Origin of the sequence: Actinopolyspora lacussalsi subsp. righensis (genome assembly GCF_900116555.1) — a bacterium.
GTDB lineage: Bacteria > Actinomycetota > Actinomycetes > Mycobacteriales > Pseudonocardiaceae > Actinopolyspora > Actinopolyspora lacussalsi.
Genome location: NZ_FPAT01000001.1, coordinates 430,109 through 450,238 on the forward strand (window position 1 = coordinate 430,109; position 20,130 = coordinate 450,238).

General features: G+C 69.2%; 13 protein-coding genes. 12 read left to right on the top strand and 1 reads right to left on the bottom strand.

Annotation, left to right across the window (positions count from 1 at the left end; all coding sequences use genetic code 11):
• Nucleotides 1–504 precede the first annotated feature (504 nt).
• From BM394_RS01975 to mycP, 3 genes are all read left to right on the top strand, one after another.
• Nucleotides 505–1,125: an L-threonylcarbamoyladenylate synthase gene (locus BM394_RS01975; RefSeq protein ID WP_092973094.1), complete on the top strand. Its 621-nt coding sequence runs from the start codon at nucleotides 505–507 to the stop codon at nucleotides 1,123–1,125.
• A gap of 220 nt (nucleotides 1,126–1,345) precedes the next feature.
• The gene (locus BM394_RS01980; protein WP_092973096.1) at nucleotides 1,346–4,033 is read left to right on the top strand and encodes a hypothetical protein; all 2,688 of its coding nucleotides are present in this window, start codon (nucleotides 1,346–1,348) and stop codon (nucleotides 4,031–4,033) included.
• A gap of 71 nt (nucleotides 4,034–4,104) precedes the next feature.
• Entirely contained in the window at nucleotides 4,105–5,397 is a 1,293-nt protein-coding gene (gene mycP, locus BM394_RS01985) for a type VII secretion-associated serine protease mycosin (protein WP_245779919.1), read from the top strand.
• A 63-nt stretch (nucleotides 5,398–5,460) separates the two neighbouring features.
• On the opposite strand, the gene eccCa is transcribed toward mycP, so the two are convergent.
• A complete protein-coding gene (gene eccCa / locus BM394_RS01990) occupies nucleotides 5,461–9,450 on the bottom strand; it encodes a type VII secretion protein EccCa (protein ID WP_245779920.1) in 3,990 nt (1,329 codons plus the stop codon).
• A gap of 142 nt (nucleotides 9,451–9,592) precedes the next feature.
• On the opposite strand from eccCa, the gene eccD reads away from it, so the two are divergent.
• From eccD to BM394_RS02030, 9 genes are all read left to right on the top strand, one after another.
• Nucleotides 9,593–10,990: a type VII secretion integral membrane protein EccD gene (gene eccD / locus BM394_RS01995; protein WP_092973100.1), complete on the top strand. Its 1,398-nt coding sequence runs from the start codon at nucleotides 9,593–9,595 to the stop codon at nucleotides 10,988–10,990.
• A gap of 89 nt (nucleotides 10,991–11,079) precedes the next feature.
• Nucleotides 11,080–12,501 (top strand): type VII secretion protein EccB, encoded by a 1,422-nt coding sequence (gene eccB, locus BM394_RS02000; RefSeq protein ID WP_092973102.1) that lies wholly within the window; start codon nucleotides 11,080–11,082, stop codon nucleotides 12,499–12,501.
• A 155-nt stretch (nucleotides 12,502–12,656) separates the two neighbouring features.
• Nucleotides 12,657–12,986 (top strand): WXG100 family type VII secretion target, encoded by a 330-nt coding sequence (locus BM394_RS02005; RefSeq protein ID WP_092973104.1) that lies wholly within the window; start codon nucleotides 12,657–12,659, stop codon nucleotides 12,984–12,986.
• Between the two features lie 47 nt (nucleotides 12,987–13,033).
• Nucleotides 13,034–13,324, top strand: coding sequence for a WXG100 family type VII secretion target (locus BM394_RS02010; protein ID WP_092973106.1), 291 nt, complete (start codon nucleotides 13,034–13,036; stop codon nucleotides 13,322–13,324).
• A gap of 131 nt (nucleotides 13,325–13,455) precedes the next feature.
• Nucleotides 13,456–13,857 (top strand): type VII secretion target, encoded by a 402-nt coding sequence (locus BM394_RS02015; protein WP_092973108.1) that lies wholly within the window; start codon nucleotides 13,456–13,458, stop codon nucleotides 13,855–13,857.
• Nucleotides 13,858–13,969: 112 nt separating this feature from the next.
• The gene (locus BM394_RS22640; protein ID WP_175529917.1) at nucleotides 13,970–17,404 is read left to right on the top strand and encodes a WXG100 family type VII secretion target; all 3,435 of its coding nucleotides are present in this window, start codon (nucleotides 13,970–13,972) and stop codon (nucleotides 17,402–17,404) included.
• 36 nt (nucleotides 17,405–17,440) lie between these two features.
• Nucleotides 17,441–19,117 carry a WXG100 family type VII secretion target gene (locus BM394_RS02020; protein ID WP_092973110.1) on the top strand — a complete coding sequence of 559 codons (1,677 nt, stop codon included), beginning with the start codon at nucleotides 17,441–17,443 and terminating at the stop codon, nucleotides 19,115–19,117.
• 32 nt (nucleotides 19,118–19,149) lie between these two features.
• Nucleotides 19,150–19,620 (top strand): YbaB/EbfC family nucleoid-associated protein, encoded by a 471-nt coding sequence (locus BM394_RS02025; RefSeq protein ID WP_092973112.1) that lies wholly within the window; start codon nucleotides 19,150–19,152, stop codon nucleotides 19,618–19,620.
• 45 nt (nucleotides 19,621–19,665) lie between these two features.
• The gene (locus BM394_RS02030) at nucleotides 19,666–20,052 is read left to right on the top strand and encodes a hypothetical protein (RefSeq protein ID WP_092973114.1); all 387 of its coding nucleotides are present in this window, start codon (nucleotides 19,666–19,668) and stop codon (nucleotides 20,050–20,052) included.
• Nucleotides 20,053–20,130: the final 78 nt, after the last annotated feature.

The following is a 20,130-nucleotide window of genomic DNA, read 5'->3' on the forward strand; positions in this document are numbered from 1 at the left end:
TACAAGTCCTGGCCACGGTTCACAGCCGTGCGGCTCCCCGTCAGATGGGGTGAAGTCCGCGCGTCAGGCAACGCACGATCTAGGCGAACCCGGCCGTGTCCTTGGTAAGCCCTGGCGCTCATGCTCGCGTAGCCCGGCCATCATCCCGGCAATGCGCGTAACCCCCGGCTCGGCGAGCCCTTAATCCGGCTCGCGGGGTGAAGCTCCGAAGTCACAATTCCGGTATACCGAGAGCTCTTCACCTCCCCCTCGAACCCGGGAGAAGTGTGTCCAACGCACGACACACCCGAGATCGAGGGGGGACTCGCAGCCTTACGGGTCCACGCGGTACCCGAGCCCCCACCAAAACCCCACGGAAGTTCCCGAATATTCTCGGATTCCCTCGAAAGAATGGACGACGGCCTGGTTCCGGGGTCACCAGAGGCTGTCGGGGGTCGCTGTTCGGAGTTCCCCGATGAAAGCGGCCGGATTTCGTGCTGGAACCATCGGATCTAGGGTCGGAACATGGCGCAGTACTACGAGGTTCACCCACGCAATCCGCAGCGGCGGGCGCTCAACCAGGCGGCCGAGATCCTCCGCTCGGACGGCCTGGTGGTCTACCCCACCGATTCCTGCTTCGCGCTCGGCTGCCGCGTGGGCAACAAGGACGGGCTGGAACGCATCCGCACGATCCGCAAACTCGACCAGCACCACCACTTCACCCTGGTGTGCCGGAACTTCTCCGAGCTGGGCCAGCTCGTCAACATCAACAACGCGACGTTCCGCGCCGTCAAGGCCACCACCCCGGGCAATTACACGTTCATCCTGCCCGCCACCAAGGAGGTCCCCCGCAGGTTGCTGCACCCGAAGAAGAAGACCATCGGCGTGCGCATCCCCGACCACGTCACCGCCCAGGCACTGCTGGACACGCTGGACGAACCCCTGCTGTCGAGCACCCTGCTGCTGCCCGACCAGCAGGAACCGATGACCAACGGGTGGGACATCAAGCAGCGGCTCGACCGCGAGGTGGACGCAGTGATCGACTCCGGCGACTGCGGGACCGAACCCACCACCGTGGTCGACTTCTCCGAGGACGAGCCCGAGATAGCCCGCTACGGCGCGGGTGATCCCACCCCGTTCGAGTAGTTCCTTCGAGTGGTTCCACCACCTTCCCCTCCCGCACCTGGCGAACCAGCACGACGAGCACTGAGCGGTGAGGGATGTCCCTGGGGACATCGGCGGAGCCCGGGCGGGCCGTTGCGCGCGCGAGCACGCGCGGCAGACTGTCGCAGCGGGACCGCTCCCCGATGGATCCGGGCCGGATTCCCGAGCCGGGAGCGTGGCGAGACGAACCACAGGACGGATCGTGCCCGACGAGAGCAGGTTGATGCCCGACCAGGAAGCGAGCAGTACGAGCCGCCCCCACGGCCAGGGTCTCCACGTCGAGAGTCTCGGCGGCAACACCGCGGTGCGCAAGCGGCACGATTCCGACGAGCGGGAACGCGAACTCTTCGCCACGATCCCCTCCTCGCGGGACAGCCGTGCCGTGCTGGCCACGACGGCGGCGATACGCGAGGCAGGCTTCCTCGACGCGCTGTGGCACGCCTGCCGCCGCGCGATGCTTCCCGCCCTGGCACCGGCGTCCACCGCGGCGAGACGCGGAGCACCAAGCCAACTCTGGATCGCGGTAGGGGGACTGACTCGACCCGGTCCCCGAGGCGGTTCGATGGCCGAGGAACTCGCCACCGAACTCGACACGGACGTACTGGTCCCCGACGGGCGGTTGGAGCTGGTACCCGGCGGCTCGCTCTACGTCACCGGCGGGCGATGGCGGTTGTACCGCGCCGGTCACCCACCTCGACCGCACGTCGTGCGGTACCCGACGCCGCTGTGGGAGAAGCAGCTGCCCGCCGGTCCGGTGGCCGACTCCGGGCTGCTCGCCGAACCGGTTCCGGCGGGACTGCGGATCCGCGAGGACGGACAGGAGCCAGGTCCTCGGGAGGAGGATCTCGCGGTGCCGCAGTCCCCGCACCACCCCCGCCTGCTGCTGGGTTCTCCCGGTGCGGCGCCGATCCCCCCGACACGACTGGCGTCCATACTGACCCGGCTGTCCGGGGGACTGCGGAGGCCCTGGGAACTCGTACCGACCACGGTCGAGGAGGCCGCACCGGCACGGCTGCGCGAACTCGCCGAACGGCTGAGCAGCGACGTACTGGCGACCACCGGTCCCGTGCTGCACGACGGTTCGGGCGGCGAACGGTCTGTGGTGCGGGATCCGCACTCCCCCTGGGAACCGTTTCCCGTGTCGCTGTGGCACTCGGCCACCGGCGCCGCACGGGTGGCACTGACCGCGCGGGCGCCGCGCGGCTGGGTGAGGTTCAATCAGCTGGTCTATCGACGCGCCGAGGCCGGACCCGCCGCCCCCGCCCCGGGGGAGATGGTGGCCAGGGTCGTGCCGGGTGGACTGGCGCTGTTGCCGTTCGCCCAGTCCGGGTTCAGGGGCGCCGCGGACGAGATCGCCTTCGAGCAGCACCGGATGACCGTCTCGGTCGGATCGCCCTACGTCCCGGTGCCGCCGGAAGCCCCACACGTGCTGCGACAACTGCTCGACGGGCTCACTCCTCGGCAACGCGGCAGGATCCGGCTGCTGATCCTGGGCATCGCCGACGGACGGACGCGCGGAGAACTCACCGCCATCGCGGGTGAACCGAACGGAGGTGGTCCGGCATACCCGCCGATCTCCACAGCCGACGGTGCTCCGGATGCCACGAGTGCCCCGCTCCCCGAGGCGGACGCCCCTGACGCAACTCCGAACGAAACCACGGCGCACATCCCCGCGGTCGAAAGCGGCACCTCGGCCAACGGTGCACTGACCGACGAAGGCGCGTTGGCTGACGAGGCATCCTCCCGGGACACGGACGACGAGCAGCGGCCGGTGTTCCACAGCACGCCGATGCCGAGCCACCGGCCGCGCACGGTCTCCGAGCCACCTCCGGAACTGCTGTCCGAGCGGGCCGACCGACCTTCCCCGTCCGACACCTCGGGCCACCCCATCCGAGCACCGCACGCGGGAAGTACCGAAGAACCGGCCGACACTCCACCGGAGCCGCTGTCCGACCGGGAGTCGGTTTCCCCTGTACCCGAGGACCCCGAGCGACCGAGGCTCGTGCCCGCGCGGACGGGTGGGACCGGCACACCGCACGACCACCGCAGCACGTCCGAGGAACGCTCGCGCTTCGCCCGGGCGGTGGGTGACGACTTCGACGAGGTGCTGCCCAGTGTGAACACGGTGTTGGCCACCCACCCCGCGCTGCGGGAGAACGAGGCCGACGAGGCCAAGGCCGACTTCGTGGCGGTCATCCTCTACACCGGACGCGGCGCGAACGGGGGAAACGCGGTGAACCGGCTGCTGCGCACCGGAAACACCGAAGCCGCCCGGGACTACGTGGCCTGCCTGCTCTCGGGACTGCGGCGGCTGCCGGTGCACCGCGGCCCGTCCTTCCGCTTCGGTGGTTGCCCGGACGGAGACGTCGAGGGCTACGAGCCGGGCGCGGTGCTGTCCGAACCCGGCTTCCTCAGCGCCACGGCGGCGGACGACCTGACGACCGATGACGAACACGGGGACTCGGTGAACGGGGACGTGGTGATCTGGTCGCACTCGGCACGCCGGGTTTCGCTGTTCGGGCGGAACTCGCTGCCCGAGGAGGTCGTGTTCGCCGTCGACTCCCGGTTCAAGGTCCTCGCCACGGCGGACGGGGAGACCGGTCGGCCCACGCTGCTGCTGCGGGAACTGCGGCCGGACGAGCGGACCGACCACGGTGAACTCGACGAGACCGATCTGGCCGTGCTGCTCAAACTCCGGCGCGCGCTGCGACGTAGGCACAGCACCGAACCACGAGTGCTCTCCGAGCGGGACCAGTTGGACCGGATGAGTTCCCCGGTGGGGCTGGTGCCGACCGAACTCCGCGGCGACGCCGAAGCGCCACCCGCCGCTTCCGGAGCCGAAGCGGCGCGACCGGACCACCCGGCAGGCGCCGTGACCACCGCACGATGAGTCGACGCCGCCCGACACGGTTCTCGACGAGGAGCGCGGCCGCAGCGAAGCCGCGGTAGGGAGAGCAAGCCATGCCCGCTCGCCGCCCAGGCGTGCTCACCGATCTCGTGCTGCTGCTGAGCGCGCTGCTGCTCGCGTGTGCTCCACAGGCGGTCGCAGCTGGTCACACGAGCCCAACGGAGACGGCGAGCGGGTTCGAGCTCGCGGCACGGTCGGCCACCGAGCAGTGCCGTCGCCCACCGGTCAAGACGGCGCGGGCACGTCCCTGGGCACAGGAGACGCTGGCACCGGAGCGGGTCCGGGAACTCACCCGTGGCGCGGGCGTGACGGTGGCGGTCGTCGACTCCGGAGTCGACGCGACGACACCGCAGCTGGCCGGTGCCGTACTCGACGGTGTCGACGTCCTCTCAGACGGTGGGGGAACCGCCGACACCGACTGCCTCGGGCACGGCACGTTCGTCGCCGGGATCATCGCCGCACGCCCCGCCGAGGGAACCGGTTTCACCGGAGTCGCCCCGGCCGCCACGATCCTCCCCGTCCGCGACACCCGGTCCAGGGAGGGCGGCTCGGCCGAGTCCATGGCCCGCGGCATCCGCGCGGCCACCGAGGCGGGCGCGCAGGTCATCAACATCTCGGCCAGCACGAACTACGACGACGCGGCGCTGCGCGACGCCGTCGAGTACGCGCTGTCGCGTGACGTGCTGATCGTCGCGGCGGCGGCCAACGAGGCGCAGCGGGGCAACCCGGTCCCCTACCCCGCTTCCTACCCCGGCGTGCTCGCCGTCGGCGCGATCGACCCCACCGGCGAACGCGCGGAGTTCTCCCAGACCGGGAAGTTCATCGACCTCGTCGCACCAGGTGTCGATGTGGTCAGCGTCGGACCGGGCGGCCCGGGACACTGGCAGGACAGCGGGACCAGCTTCGCCGCACCGTTCGTCTCCGGAACGGCGGCGCTGGTGCGGGCCTACCACCCGGAGCTGACCGCGGCGCAGGTCAGGCACCGTCTGACGAGCACGGCGAGTCATCCCGGCACGGAGGTACCGGACGAGGCGACGGGCTGGGGCGTGGTGGACCCGTACTCCGCTGTCACCAGCGTGCTGCCCTCGGGACAGGGCACCGGATCCGGTGCCGGGACCGTCCGGGTGGCACACCCGGACGTGCCGCGAGACGATCCGACACCGATGCGCGTGGTGCTGATCAGCACCGTGGGGGTGACGCTGCTGATCAGCCTGGCCGCGATCGGGGCTAGGTTGGCACCGGCCGGATGGCGGCGCGGGTGGCGCCGCCGGCGCGTGGCGCGTGTCGTCGACGGCACCGGTGTCGACGGCACTGGCGAGGACCGCCCGCACGTCTCGGCCCGGTGACACCCGGAGCAGTGATACCCGAGCCAGTGACACCCGGTACGGGAGAACTCCGCCGGGAACGGCTCACCGCTCGGTGGTCGCGACGGGATCGAGCAGCGGTGTCTGCACCAGCCGCACCGTGCGCTTGCGGTTGACGAACTGGGCCCTACCCACCGGGAGCGTCTTCGGCGGCAGCTCACCGAGGAACTTTCCCTCGTCCTTGGGGCAGGAGAACAGCAGACCGGGGGTGCCCAACTCCCACATCCGCCGCAGCACCGGATCCATCATGGACCTTCCGGCTCCCGAGGTGCTGCGGGCGATGATCAGGTGGAACCCGATGTCGGCGGCCTGCGGCAGCAGCGAGGCCAGCGCCTGCACCGGGTTGTTCATGCCGGTCTGCACCAGCTCGTGGTCGTCGACGACGATGAACAGCCGCCCGCCGCTCCACCAGTCCCGTTTGGGCAGCCGGTCCGGGGTGATCTCCGGGCCGGGGAGCCGGTCGGTGAGCAGCCCGGCGGTCTCCTCGATGGTGGTGGCGAAGGTGTCGCCGGAGACCGAGTAGCCCAGCTGGTACTCCTGCGGCACCGCGTCGTGCAGTTCGCGGCGCAGGTCGGCGAACATCAGCCGCGCCTGGTCGGGTCGGTAGTGCGCCCGCACCGAACGCGCGATGTGGCGCAGCAGGTTCGTCTTTCCCGTCTCGGTGTCGCCGAAGATCATCAGGTGCGGGGTGACGTCGAAGTCGTGCCACAGCGGCGCGAGATCGACGTCGTCGATCCCCAGCGAGACCTTGGGCAAACCGGTACTGCCCGCCAGCGGTTCCGGCAGCTCGGATGCGTGCACCTCCACAGGCAACAGCCGCACCGGGGGCGCCTGCGGGACGCCGGGCACCGCGACCGCCTCGACCAGGTCGGTCACCGCGTCGGCGAGGTCGTCGGTTCGGGCGCGACCGTCCACCCGGGGCAGGGCGGTGAGGAAGTGCTGCTTGTCGGTGGTCAGACCACGTCCGGGCGAGTCGGGGACCTTGGCCGCGAGCCTGCTGTTGACCTCGGACTCCACCGGATCGCCCAGCCGCAGCTCCAGCCGCGTGCCGAGCACGCCGCGCAGCCACGGGCGCATGTCCGACCAGCGCGCGGCGCCGACGACCAGGTGGATGCCGAAGGTCAGCCCGCGCGCGGCGATCTCGCCGAGTCGGTCCTCCAGCTCGTCGAACTCGTTGCGTACGGTGTACCAGCCGTCGATGAACAGGAAGACGTCGCCGTACGGGTCCTCGTCGACGAACCGCCCCGCGCGCTTGGCACGGCGGTAGGCCGACATCGAGTCCAGGTTGTTGGCCTGGAAGGCGACCTCCCGACGTTCGAGCAGGTTGACGATCTCCTGGACGGTGCGGGTGACCCGATCACGGTCGAGACGACCCGCCACGCTGCCCACGTGCGGCAGGTCCCGCAGCGGGGCCAGCGAGCCACCGCCGAAGTCCAGGCAGTAGAACTGGACCTCGGCGGCCGAGTGGCTCAGCGCCAGCGCGGCGATCATCGTGCGCAGCACGGTGCTCTTGCCGCTCTGCGGGCCACCGACCACGCCGACGTGCCCCTGGGCTCCGGAGAGGTCGGCCGTCAGCAGCTCGCGACGCTGCTGGGCGGGCAGGTCGATCAGCCCCAGCGGCACCCGCAGTCCGTCCTCGGTGGAGCGCTCGGCCGACCGCAGACCGGTGTCCGGGGAGTCCAGCAGCGGCGGCAGCAGATCGTCCAGCGTGGGCGATACCCGCATGGGCGGCAACCAAACCTGGTGCGCCGCCGGACCGTGATCGCTGAGCCGGTCGATGAGCACGTCCACGAGCGAGGTCTGCGGCCCGCTGTCCTCTTCCGGCTCCGGCGGGGCTTCGACGGTGCGCCGAACGCGGGGTTCGACGTAGTCACCGCCGAACGGCACTAGCTGTTCCTCGATGACCTCCTTGCTGCGCTGCCTGCGCGGGGTGCGGTAGACACCCGACACGTAGGCGGCCTTGAACCGGGAGAGGGTCTGGGTGTCCGAACGCAGGTAACCGTTGCCCGGCGTGGTGGGCAGCTCGTAGGCGTCCGGCACACCGATCACGCTGCGGCTCTCCATCGCCGAGAACGTGCGCAGCCCGATGCGGTAGGACAGGTGGGTCTCCACCTTGCTGATGCGGCCCTCGTCGAGCCGCTGCGAGGCCAGCAGCAGGTGCACGCCGAGACTGCGGCCGAGCCTGCCGATCATGGCGAACACGTCGATGAACTCGGGTTTGCTGACCAGCATCTCGCTGAACTCGTCGACCACGACGAACAGGCTCGGCATCGGATCCAGCGGCACCCCGGAACGGCGCGCCTTCTCGTACTCCCGCTGGGAGCTGTAGTTCCCGGCCGAGCGCAGCAGCTCCTGCCGCCGGTTCATCTCCCCGGTGAGCGCGTCCTGCATCCGGTCGACCAGTTCGATCTCGTCGACCAGATTGGTGATCACCGCCGAGGTGTGCGGCAGCCGGTCGAAGCCGAGGAAGGCGGCACCACCCTTGAAGTCCACCAGCACGAGATTGAGCTCGTCCGAGGCGTGCGTGGTCACCAGTGCCAGCACCAGGGTCCGCAGCAGCTCACTCTTGCCGGAGCCGGTGGCACCGACCAGCATCCCGTGCGGCCCCATGCCGTCCTCGGCGGACTCCTTGATGTCCAGTTCGATCGGGGTGCCGTTGCCCGCGATGCCGATCGGCACCCGCATGCGCTGCCAGCCCGAGCGGTCCCGGCGCAGCTGGTCGACGTCGAAGGTGCGCGCGTCGGACACGCCCAGCAGCGAGGTCAGCTCGTAGTCGGTGGTCAGTGGTTCGCCGGAGTCGCCGCTGGTGCCCATCCGGTGCGGCGCGATGTCGCGCGCCAACGCGGAGGCGGTCACCACCCCCACTCCGTCCGGCCCGCACAGCGAGCTCGTGCTCTCCCGGCCCGCGCGGTCGAAGTCGACCGTGCGGATCTCGGCGGAGTCGACCTCCAGGTGCAGCACCGAACGGTCCGCCTGCCAGGTCAGCGCGCTGTCGATGTCGACGATCACGGTGTTGCGGTAGCCACCCCCGGAGAAGCGATGTCCGGCCGGGATGTTCACCCCGTCGACCACGACCACCACGAACGGCTCGCCGCTGGTGATCGGGGTGGAGGGCTCGAAGCGGGGGCGCTCGGTGTAGGAATCTCCCCCGAGCAGCTCCTCCAGGTCGGTGACGTTGTCCGAGATCAACCGCAGCGGCCCGGCCCCGTCGCGACGGCCGTCGTCCTGGGCGTGCGGCAGCCACTTCGTCCAGAGCCACTCCTCGCGCCGCTCGTTCCCGACGCACACGGCGATGGTCAGGTCGGCCGGGGAGTGGAAGGCGACGAGTTGGCACAGCAGCGCCCGCACCAGGGAACGTTGCGACTCGGTCTCGCCGCGCAGCTGGATCCGGGCGAAACCGCGCAGATACACCGCGATCGGGGCGGAGGGCAACGTGGTGTAGGTGCGCAGGAACCGGCGCAGGGCGTAGGCGCTGAGCGGTTCGAGGTCCTCGACCGGTTTGGTCTGCGGTGGAACGAGCTTGACGGCGGAGCGCTGTTGCCCCAGCCCGAGCCGGACCTCCCCGAAGTCCTCGTGCGCCGCGCGGCGTTCCCAGAGGCGGTAACTGCGCACCAGCGACCACAGTGACCGCGGATCCGGGTGCTTCCAGATCGCCGCGCGGTGCTGCTCGCCCAACGCGTCGCGCACCCTGCGCCGCGTCTGCGAGAGATAACGCAGGTAGTCCCGGCGGTCACCGGTGAGCTGGTGCTTGCGGTCGGTGGATGCCCTGGCCAACTGGCCGAGGACCATGGTGACCATGGCGACGCCCATCAGGCCGCCACCGATGTAGGTCATCATGCTCCCGGAACGGGCCGACGAAAGCATCATCATCATCATCGCGCCGGCCATGACCGCCATCGGCAGATACATCAACACCGTGCTCAGGCTGTTGCTCTGCGGCTCCGGCACGCTGGGTGGTTCCTGCAGCTCCATCTGGTCCGCGGGCATCGCAGGCCCCACGCGACGGGCCGGCCTGCGGAACAGCGTCGTGCTCAACGCGCGTCTCCTCGTTGGTGCGGGATTCCCCTTGGTGTTGCGGAGGAGCCATCCGAACGCACCAATCCGCGCGCGCGAGTGACTACCTTCCGCCGTTGTCACGGTCTCGGCCAGCCAGCCAGGAAGGAAACCGGACACCAACGTGGACGACGCCACCAAGGATGTCACAAATCAGCTCTGCCGACTACGCCTGATCGTCAAGGACAGATCGGTCGAGATGGCACTGCCCACCGACGTCGCCCTGATCGACCTGCTGCCCGCCATCCTGCGCCACGCGGGCGGTGAACTCGCCGACGAGGGGGTGGAACACGAGGGGTGGGTGTTGCAGCGGTTCGGCAGGCCCCCCTTCGACGAGGAACGCACCACCGCGGAACTGGGACTGCTCGACGGCGAGACGGTCCATCTGCGGCCGAGGGCGGACAGCCTGCCGCCCATCGACTTCGACGACCTAGTGGACGGCATCGCCGAGCAGGCACGACGCCGCTCCGACCCGTGGTCCCAGCGACTCAGCCGGTGGATGCTGCTCGCCTTCGGCGGGACCGCGCTGCTCGTCGGCCTCGTGGTACTCGGTTCCGGCGGGCCCAGGATCACCGGAACGATCACCGCGGGCGGCACCGCGCTCGTGCTGCTGCTGACGGCCACCGCGCTGGCACGAGGTCGGGCCGACACGATCACCGCCGTCGTGCTGGCCGGTCTGGCGCTGCCCTACGCGGGGTTGTGCGGCTGGTACCTGCCGCTGCTGTCCTCACCCGAGGCGCAGGCACCGGCGAGCATCGCCTGCGCCGCGATGCTGGTGGTGGCGGGGCTGGCCATCGGACTCGTGGGAACGGCCGAGGCCGCGTTGCTGTTCGTCAGCGGGCTGTTCACCGTCGTGCCGCTGGGGATCACCGCGGTCATCGACGCGGCGTCCCCGTTGGACAGCGGCCAGGCCGCGGGGATCGGTCTGATGCTGGTGCTGCTCGCACTCGGTTTCGTGCCCACGTCCTCCTTCCGCCTGGCCGGGTTGAGCCTGCCCCCACTGCCCACCAGTTCGGAGGAGTTCGGCCAGGACACCGACCCCTTCCCGCACGAGGTCGTGGTGGAGCGCTCGGCGGCGGCCGACCGGTACATGACCGGGCTGTACGCGGCGCTGGGGCTGACCGCGGTGGTGCTGTTCACGGCGCTGCTCGTCCCCGGCGGGATGTGGTCGATGATCACCACCGCCGTGGCGGCACTGCTGCTCCTGCTGCGTTCCCGACACGTCGACAGCGCACGCCAGCGTTGGCCGCTACTGATCACGGCGGGTTACGCACTCGCGCTGGACGGTGTGGTGCTGGCGCTGGGGCTGGATCCGTTCGCCCGGCTCTGGTACGGCTTCACCGCAGCTCTGGTGCTCGCACTGCTGCTCGTGGTGGCCAGTAGAGCCCTGCCCGGCCGGAAACTTGCCCCGTACTGGGGGCGGGCGGTCGACCTGCTGGAGACGTTCTCCGCACTGGCGCTGGTCCCGCTGCTGTTGGCAGCGCTCGACGTCTACATGTTCGTACGCGGCCTGGCCGGTTAGCGTTCGCGACCGCCCGGCGAGCGAGAACTTCCGAAGAGATCGGGCACCTCCTCCGAGATCACCGACCGCGAACCACCCCTGGGAGAACCATGCAGTCCAGACGCGACCAGGTGCAGGCATACTTCTTCGTGGTGGGACGCCTCGTATCCGCGCTGATGCGGGCGAGCCCGGACGACCAGACCACGCCGACCCGCCGCTTCGTGATGGGCACGGTCATCGGAACCCTGCTGGGTGCGCTGGTGGTGGCCGGTTTCGGCATCGTGGGGCTGATCTTTCCCGGCGGCAAGACCTCGTGGCAGGCCGAGGGCACGATCGTCGTGGAGAAGGAGACGGGAGCCCGCTACCTGTACCTGAACGGCGCGCTGCGCCCGGTGCTGAACTACTCCTCGGCGCTGCTGGCCCGTGACCAGTCCGGCGGCGACCCGAAGCTGGTCTCGCGGAACTCGCTGCGGGGGACACCGCGCGGCACGCCGATCGGTATTCCCGACGCGCCGGACTCGATCCCGGAACGGAAGAACCTGAGCCGGGCACCGTGGGTGGTGTGCGCGCGGACGGCCACGAAACCGTCCGGCGAGCAGGTGCCGATCACCCACCTCCGGGTGGGTGAAGAACCGAGCCGCGGACTCGCTTCCGACGAGGGAGTCGTGGTGTCCACACCGGATGGCACGGAATACCTGGTGTGGCAGGGCAGGCGACTGAAGCTGACCGGGCGGTCCGTGATCGAGGCGCTGGGCTACGGTGACGTGGTTCCGTTCCCGGTGACCAGCTCCTGGATCAACACCGTCCCGAGCGGGCCCGACCTCGCCGCCCCGGAGATCCCGAACGCGGGATCCCGGGCGCCGGAGGTGGCGGGCGAATCCGCCACGGTGGGGCGAATCTACGAGATGCGCAACCCGGCACTGGACTCGGAGCCCTCGTTCTACGTGATGCGCTCCGACGGTCTCTCCTCGCTGACCCCGTTGGCGGCGAGCCTGCTACTCACCACTCCTGCCTCGGGAGCACAGCCGGTCGGGATCGGGCCCGAGGCCCTGTCCACCACACCGATCTCGGAAACCGACAGCACTCCGGAGGGGTACCCGGCGGTGCCGCCCACGCCGCGGCAGCTCAGCCAGGGCGGGAAAACCCGCCCCTGCGCCTCGTTCCGGCTCGGTTCGGGACAGTCGAACACCCCCACCATCACGGTGGCCCCGCGGGATCACGGCTCCACCACGGCGCGGACCGACAGCGATGCGGTGGCCGAACGGATCGCGATCCCGGCCGGGCAGGGCGTACTGGCCCGTGATCTGCCCGCACCCGGCGTGTCGGGCGGGACGAACTACCTGATCACCGGCCTCGGGGTGAAGTACCCACTGGCCACACCGGACGTGGCGGGAGTACTGGGCTACGGCGGGACGGAGCCGGTGGCTGTCCCCGGATCACTGCTGTCGCTGTTGCCCTCCGGCCCATCACTGGATCCCAGCACCGCGACGGTGACCCGAGAACCGGGAAACACGGGCGACGACGCCCCGTGAAGGATATCCCTGTTTCGAATCGAGCACGGCTGCACAGCGGCCCGCGCGGAGCGAATCGATGATGGACTGACTCCCGCCGCCACGGGGACATCGGCGAAAGCAGGATTCCGCCGGCGGAGGACCGCTCCGTCCGGCGCACACGGAAGAGAGGTCACATGGCCACGCAGCAGACGAGGCTCACGCAGTCCAGCCTGGCCCAGCTCTCCAATCGCCACGAGGAGGTGGCGGGCCAGATCACCAGTCAGCAGACGTCGCTCGCGAGCAGCATCGACATGCTGGCCGGCGCCAACCGCGGCGACATGATGACGAGCCTGAAGAACGTCCACCAGCAGTGGGACCAGGCGTGCAGGGACATCGTGAAGAACCTGGAGCGGATGGCCCAGGAGGTCAACCGCACCGGGCGCGAGACCCAGGATCAGGACTCCGTGACCGCCCAGGAGATCGGCCGGGTACAGACCCCGGGGCTGTCCAGCTTCATGTCCTGACCCCTGTTTTCGAAACCCGCATTCCGCACGTACGAGGAGGCCCTCCCATGGCCGACGAGATCCAGTACCAGTACGCCGCGCTGCAGCAGGGCGTCGACGACATGCAACGGGTCACCCAGCAGATTCAGCAACAGGTCGACGAGCTGCGCCAGCAGACGCAGCACGCCCTGCAGGACTGGGACTCGCAGAGCTCGGAGAACTACAACCAGCTCGCGAGCAGGATTCGCACGGACTTCGAGGCGATGAACCAGATGCTCACCCGACTGCGGATGGCCACCAACCAGGCGCAGGAGGACATGAGTCAGACCGACCGCAAGCTGGCGAGCAACTTCGGCTGATCCCGCCGCGAATCGGTGAACACGCGCGGCACCGGAAGCGGTGACCGCACCGCCCGGTACCGCGCGTCCTCGCACCTTCTCCGAGTGAGCCACGACACCCTCGACCGCACGCAACCGAGGAACCATCCCGAATGAGCACCCAAGGCAGCCAGACCTCACTCGACGCGTCCGAGGTCCGCAAGGCGGGCAATGCCATCGGCGACATCGCCGACGACGTCAACGGTTTCTCCGAACTCAACGACGTGCACCCGAAGGCGGGTGACTTCGCCGTGGGCTCCTGGCTCAACCAGCTCATCGCCGCACGCCGGGACACCCTGCACCAACACTGCAACGACCTGCAGCGGACGTTGCGGGAGGTCTCCGAGCAGCTCAAGAACATCGCCACGGAGATCGAACAAACGGACCGGAACAACGGCGAACAGCTGGACAAGCTCAACGCGGAACTGCAGAGCTCCGTGAACCAGCTGCGAAGCCAGAACCCCACGCTACCGATGGCCCCGAAGGGTCCTGACTCGCAGAACGGCTTCGTCTGAGTCGCCTTCCCGACCGACTGCCTATCCGTCCTCCGAGTTCCCCGAGATCCAGAGCCGTTATTCGTAGTTCCACGGGGACTCCGCCGCATCCGAACCGGAGCAGAACACGCCCATGGTTTCCCTCAATGACACCGACTACGGCCTCGACTACCAGGAGGACAGGGAAGCCCTGAACGAGAACAGGGAGAACCAGGAGGACGAGGCCCCGGAAGAGGAGGGCGAGAACACGGAGGAAGGTGAGGACGACGAGCTCACCGAGGAGGAGAAGAAGCGCAAGGAGGAGCACACCGACGACAACGGCATCCGGCACTTCTACTCCCCCGAAGAGCTCGCCGAGGACGGTGGCGACTACGACAAAGTCTGGATCAATCAGGACTACTTCGACGACAGGGTGGACGGCTCCGAAAGCGTTTCCGAAGACGTCCTGGACCGCGAGGAGAAGTACACCAACGAGGAGTCCGAACACGCGCAGGACTACCTCGACGGTTCCGAGGAGACCATTTCCGATTCCGACGAGAACGTGGAAGTGGCGGGCTCCGAGGGGACCGAGTACTCCGGCGGCGACTCCACCGGAGCACGGGGCTCGACTCCCCCGGCTCCGCTGGAGGACTACACCCAGTTCTCCATGTCCCAGATCGTGCAGGCACTCAGCGGTGACGCGGGCAGCCTGCGCGCGGCAGGCACGGCTTTCGGGAACATGACCGAGAAACTCTCCACCGCGCACGAGTCCTTCCGGAACCAGGTCGACAAGCTGAAGGATTCCTTCGAGGGCGAAGCGGGCAAGGCCTTCCAGCGGTACTCCGAAAAGCTGCTGGAATCGGCCGAAGAAGTGGTCACCTCGTTGCGCGACGGCCGCTACCGGGAAGGCATCACCGAGACGGGGGACATGGCCGCACGAGGGAAGAACGCGGTCATCCCGCTGGTGAAGGCCTATGCCGAGGCCGCTGCCTACGCCGAAGCCTTCGCCTCGCTGGGCTCCTCGGTCAAGGGATCCGCCGCTGCCGCCCGATCCGCCGAGAAGATCGCGAAGGAGATTCTGGACAACGCGCGCGAAGTGGTAGCCACCGTCGCCGAGACCTATCAGGCATCGGGCAGTTCACTGACTCCGCTGACCACTTCCCTCCCCGGCACCGGATCCGGAAACGGCTACGGGAATGGGAATGGCTACGGCAACGGGTACGGGAGCGGGAACCAGTACGGCAGTGGGAACGGCTATGGCAACGGATACGGGACCGGCAACCGGTACGGAAGCGAGAACGGATACGGGAACAACAACGGGTACGGGAACCAGTACGGAAACGGGAACGGATACGGCAACGAGACCGCTGACTCGCTGAACGAAAACGGCACCAACGACAACGGCGAACTCAGCGAGGAGGAGCTGGCCGCTGAGCGGGACCGGCAGGAAGAAATCGCCCGGCAGGCTCGGCAGGACGCCGAAGACCAAGGCGAGGAAGCCGTGTCGAAGCTGGCGAACGGCGGTTCGGGCTACACCGGCACCAACGCTCGGCCCCAGGACGTCGGCTCCGGGGGTGGCAACGGGAGCGGTTCGGGGGATGCCGCACTGAACGCGGCTCGAAACGCGTCCGAGGAGGCCCGAGACGCGGGCCGGGAAGCCATGTCCCGGTTCGAGGGCAGTAACGACACCGGGGGATCAAGCAGCGGGGGCACCGGCCAGAGTGCGGGCGGAGGCGGTGTGCTGGGTGGTACCGGCGGCTCCGGCACCTCGAGGAACAGCAGGAGCAGCGGCAGCAGGAACAACGACAACGGTTCCGAGACCGGCGGCAACGGCGGACAGCAGCAGGAACCGGCCATGGATCAGAACGCCGTCGACGAGGCGCTCGACAACGCCACCGGCGCAGCCCGCCAAGCGGGCCAACAAGCCCTCGAAGACCTCACCGGCAACAGCGGCAACAGCGGCAACAGCGGCAGCGGAGGTGGTGGGAATGGCAGCGGCATACCGACCAGCAGCTTCGATCCGGCCGGAAGCGGCGGGAGTTCCGAGAGCGACCAGGGCTCCGGCAGCGATCAGGCCGCGATCGATCAGAACGCCGTGGACGAGGCGCTCGACAACGCCACCGGCGCAGCCCGCCAAGCGGGCCAACAGGCCCTCGAAGACCTCACCGGCGGCGAGGGGACGGACGAATCCACGAATGGTGGTACGGACGCGGCCGATTCGGGCACCGGCGAGTCCGGACAGGACCGGAACGCGCTCGAACCGAAGCAGCTGGGCAAAGCGCTGGATGCCGCCGACGACGCGGCGAAGCAGTCCGGGCAGGATGCCCTCGAAGCGCTCAGCGCCGATGCCCCGGAGGGTTCCGAGGCTGCCGAGCAGCAGATCGGGCGGGAGCAGGCCGGAGGCGTCGTCGACGACATGGCCAACGCGGCCCGTGCCGCCGGTCAGGAATCCCTGAACGAACTGCTCGGCCCCGAAGCAGCCCAGAGCGAACAGGCCCAGGACATCCTCGACGACGTCACCGAACAAGCCCGCGGCGCCGGGCAGCGAAGTCTGGACGAGCTGGCCTCGAACGGCGGCCCCATCACCGCGGGGGACATGAGCGGAGTGGTCGACGACGTGCTGCAGAAGGGTCGTTCGGCCGGTGAGGACGCGCTGGATGCGCTGGGTTCCTCCGGCGACGGTAGCGCCGCGACCGGGGGTTCTCGGGTGTCGGATGCGTTCGACGAGACCGGTGGATCCGCGGAGAACGCGGAGCGGGGGGCGATCGATGCGCTCAACGAGGAGGGCATCGACACCAGTGGCGGTTCGGTCGAGCAGGGGCGGGTCGACGACATCATCGACGACATGACGGACGAGGCCCGCACGGCCGGTCAGGAATCCCTGAACGAACTGCTCGGCCCCGAAGCAGCCCAGAGCGAACAGGCCCAGGACATCCTCGACGACGTCACCGAACAAGCCCGCGCGGCGGGCGAGGAGAGCCTGCGACAGGCCGCCGCGGACGGTGAGCCGCTGAGCTTCGACGAGGTCGGCGGCGTGATCGACGACGTGGTGGAAACCAGCAGCACCGCCGGGGACGAGGCGATGGCCTCGCTCGACGGCGGAGGCCAGCAGAGCCGGAGCCTCAGCGACTTCCTGGCACCACAGCGGAACGCGGCGAGCGTCGCCTCGGAAGACGTGAACAGCCCGAGCCTGCCCGACCTCGGTTCCGAGACCGGCACGGCGCTCACCGGGGGTGGTAGCGGCGGCATGGGCGGCGTAGGTGGTGGAAGCTCTATCCCGGACAACCCGGGTGGAGGTAACACGCTCGGAACGAACGCCACGACCAGTGGGCTGAGCGCCACGCCGCCGAGCTCGACACAACCCACCGTCGGCCCCGGAGGCGGTTCGGCGGCGACGACTCCGGGCACGCCCGCTTCCGGCGGCCGTGGGATGCCGATGATGCCGCCGATGATGGGCGGCGGAGGGGCCGGAGCCGGGGGTGGCGGCCAACAGGACCGGGAACGGTCGACCTGGTTGACCGAGGACAACGGCGCGTGGTCCACGAACGACGAGGCAATCGCGCCACCAGTTCTGGGCCACGAGACCTAGCACGCCGATTCGGCAGCACGTCTGGAGAGGAATCGTATGAGCACGCCGAACGGTGCCGAGCAATCGGACCGATCCGAGGTGCCGCGGGTGGAAGAACACCACACGCTGGATACCGCCGCCGCGGCGGTGGCCGCCGCGGATCCGCAGCAGTTCTACCGGGACGGACAGCACTTCGAGAACACCGCGCAACGACTGCGCACGGCCAACGATGCGTTCCGACGCGAGCTGCGCAGGGTCGAGGACGCCTGGCAGGGGCCGGGCGCGCAGCGGTTCCAAACCACGGCGCGGCGGATCACGGACACCGTGGAGCAGCTGGTCGAAACGATCTCCGCGCCGAGCTACTCGGCGTTGCACGGTCATCTCGGGGACGCGGCGTCGAACGCCGGAAGGCAGCTGCGGGAGCTGCACTCCCAGCGCGAGAGCGGACGACAGGCCGTGGCCGATGATCCGGCGATGGCCGGAACTCCGGAGGGGCAACAACAGCTCCAGCACCAGGAGCAGGCGCAGAACGAGCACGCCCAACTCGTACTGCGGGATCTGGCGAGGATCTATCAGCAGGTCGGTGGGCAGTTGCGCGAGCCCCCGCCGCACAGCACGCGGGGCAACCAGGTGCGCGACGCGGTTCACCGGGACACCGGGGACGGGGTTGGTTCCGGTGTCGCCGCGGGAACGGATGCGGTCACGAACACCACGACCGGAGCCGGTTTCGTCGGTGCCGCCACCCCCACGAGTACTTACGGGCCCGTCGGAGCGGGAACCACCGATACCCGGTCGGCGTCCTCGGACACCGACCACACGCCGGGAAGCGGCTTGATCGGCGGCGCGGAATCCTTCTCGGAGAGCGCACAGCCCACGACGCACCCGACGAGTTCGGAGAGCTCTTCGGAAACGTTCGTGAAAAGCACCGGAGCACCGACGACATTGGCCGGTGCGGGGCAGGCAGGCGGCGTGCTGGGCCGCGGCGACGTGAACCGGACTTCCGAGACCGCTCCGGACAGCGATGAGCGGGCCGAGGTGAGTTTGGCGAGCACCGAGGTCCCGGGCGTGCTCTCCGCTCCCGGAATGCCCGTCGGCCCCACGAACGCTCGCGGCCGGGAACGCGGCGGGGAGGAGCAGCTCGAACACCGGACCGAGCTCGAATCGGCTTCGGATCTCCCGGGTACCGGGAACGAACCGGAAACCGGTGCCGCGACGTTCGGCACCGCGGTTCCGGTTTCCCGGCCCGAGTACTCCACCCCGAGCGCACCCACCGGCTACACCACACCCACCACGCAGGGCGACGTGGCGAGCGGCAGGATCTCGAAGCCCGTATCCCCCGGTGCCACGGCTCCCTCCCGAGTGTCGACCGTGGTCAGCCCGTCGAGTGCCTACGGAACCAGCGCTGCCTGGATGAGCACCGCGGGCGAGCTCGGTGGCACGACCGCGTACTCGGCCGAGAACGCCAGGGCCGCCACCGGCGGTGCCGCCCCGACCAGCACCGGACGCCTCGCGAACAGTGCCGAAGTTCCCTCCGCCGTCACCACGGGGAACTCCGGAGGCACCGGCCTGCCCGCGAGCCCGGAAAGGCTCGGCGGAGCACCGGGCGGCTCGGTGCCCCCCATGGGAGGCACCGGTGATCGAGACGACCGCGAGCGCGATCGGAACACCCTGCGGTACGAGGACGAGGACGTCTGGGGCGGGGACGGTGACTCCGGCGGCGTGCTCGGCCGTTGACCTACATCCATTCCGACGATCAGGGAGGCCACATGACATCCGAGGGTTTCCGGCGCGAGATGCCCGATCTGAACTCGGCGCTGGAGGTGTTCGAGGAGGAACAACGGAAGCTGGCCGAGTTCCAGCGCAAGCTGGCCGAGACCACCACCGTGGTGGACGCGCCGAAGAAGCTGTTCACGGTCACGTTGGACGGTAACGGCGAACTCACCGAGCTGAAGTTCAACACCACCGGCTACCGCTCGATGCCACCGGCCGAGCTCTCCGCGCTGATCACCGAGACGCTGCAGCAGGCGCGTCGGCAGAGTCTGGAGACCATGCAGGAGCTCATGGGCAGTCCGATGGGCGGCACGGATTTCAACGACCTCGCCTCCGGGCAGGCGGATCTGGCCGACGTACTCGGCAAGGTGATGGAACCGTCGCTGGATCTGGTGCGTGAGGCCAACGGCGATTCGCCGTCGAAGAGTTCCGACAGGACCGAGGACGACGGCTGGGACCGGACCTGAGCCCACCCCCGTGAACCCTTCCCCGACAACACCACGGAGACGGACATGACTTCCGAGACCTACCTCGACGTTCCCGGCACCGAGAACGCGGGGCGACGGCTGTCGCAGGCAGTCGAGGAGTTCAAGGGATCGCTGCGAAGCCTGAACTACGAGCTGGAGCGGGACCACGGTTGCTGGAGCGACGACGAGATCGGCAAACAGTTCGAATCGTCCTACCTGGACGAGGCGAACAAGACGCGGGAAAGCCTGCGGAAGCTGCGGGACTCCCTCACCGAGTTCGCCGACGTGGGGCTGCCCAACGTCATATCGAACGTTCAGGAGCTGGACAGTTCCTACGGTGACGTCATGAAGCAGTACCGGAGCCAGGTCGAGGAATACCGCTCGAAGATGACGGAGCACATGCTTCCCCCGAACGACGAGGAACCCTCGTGATCGCACGGGTCCGGTAACGCTTTTCCGGAACGGCGGTCCCACCGAGCACGGGCCGGTGGAGCCGCCGCGTCACCGGAC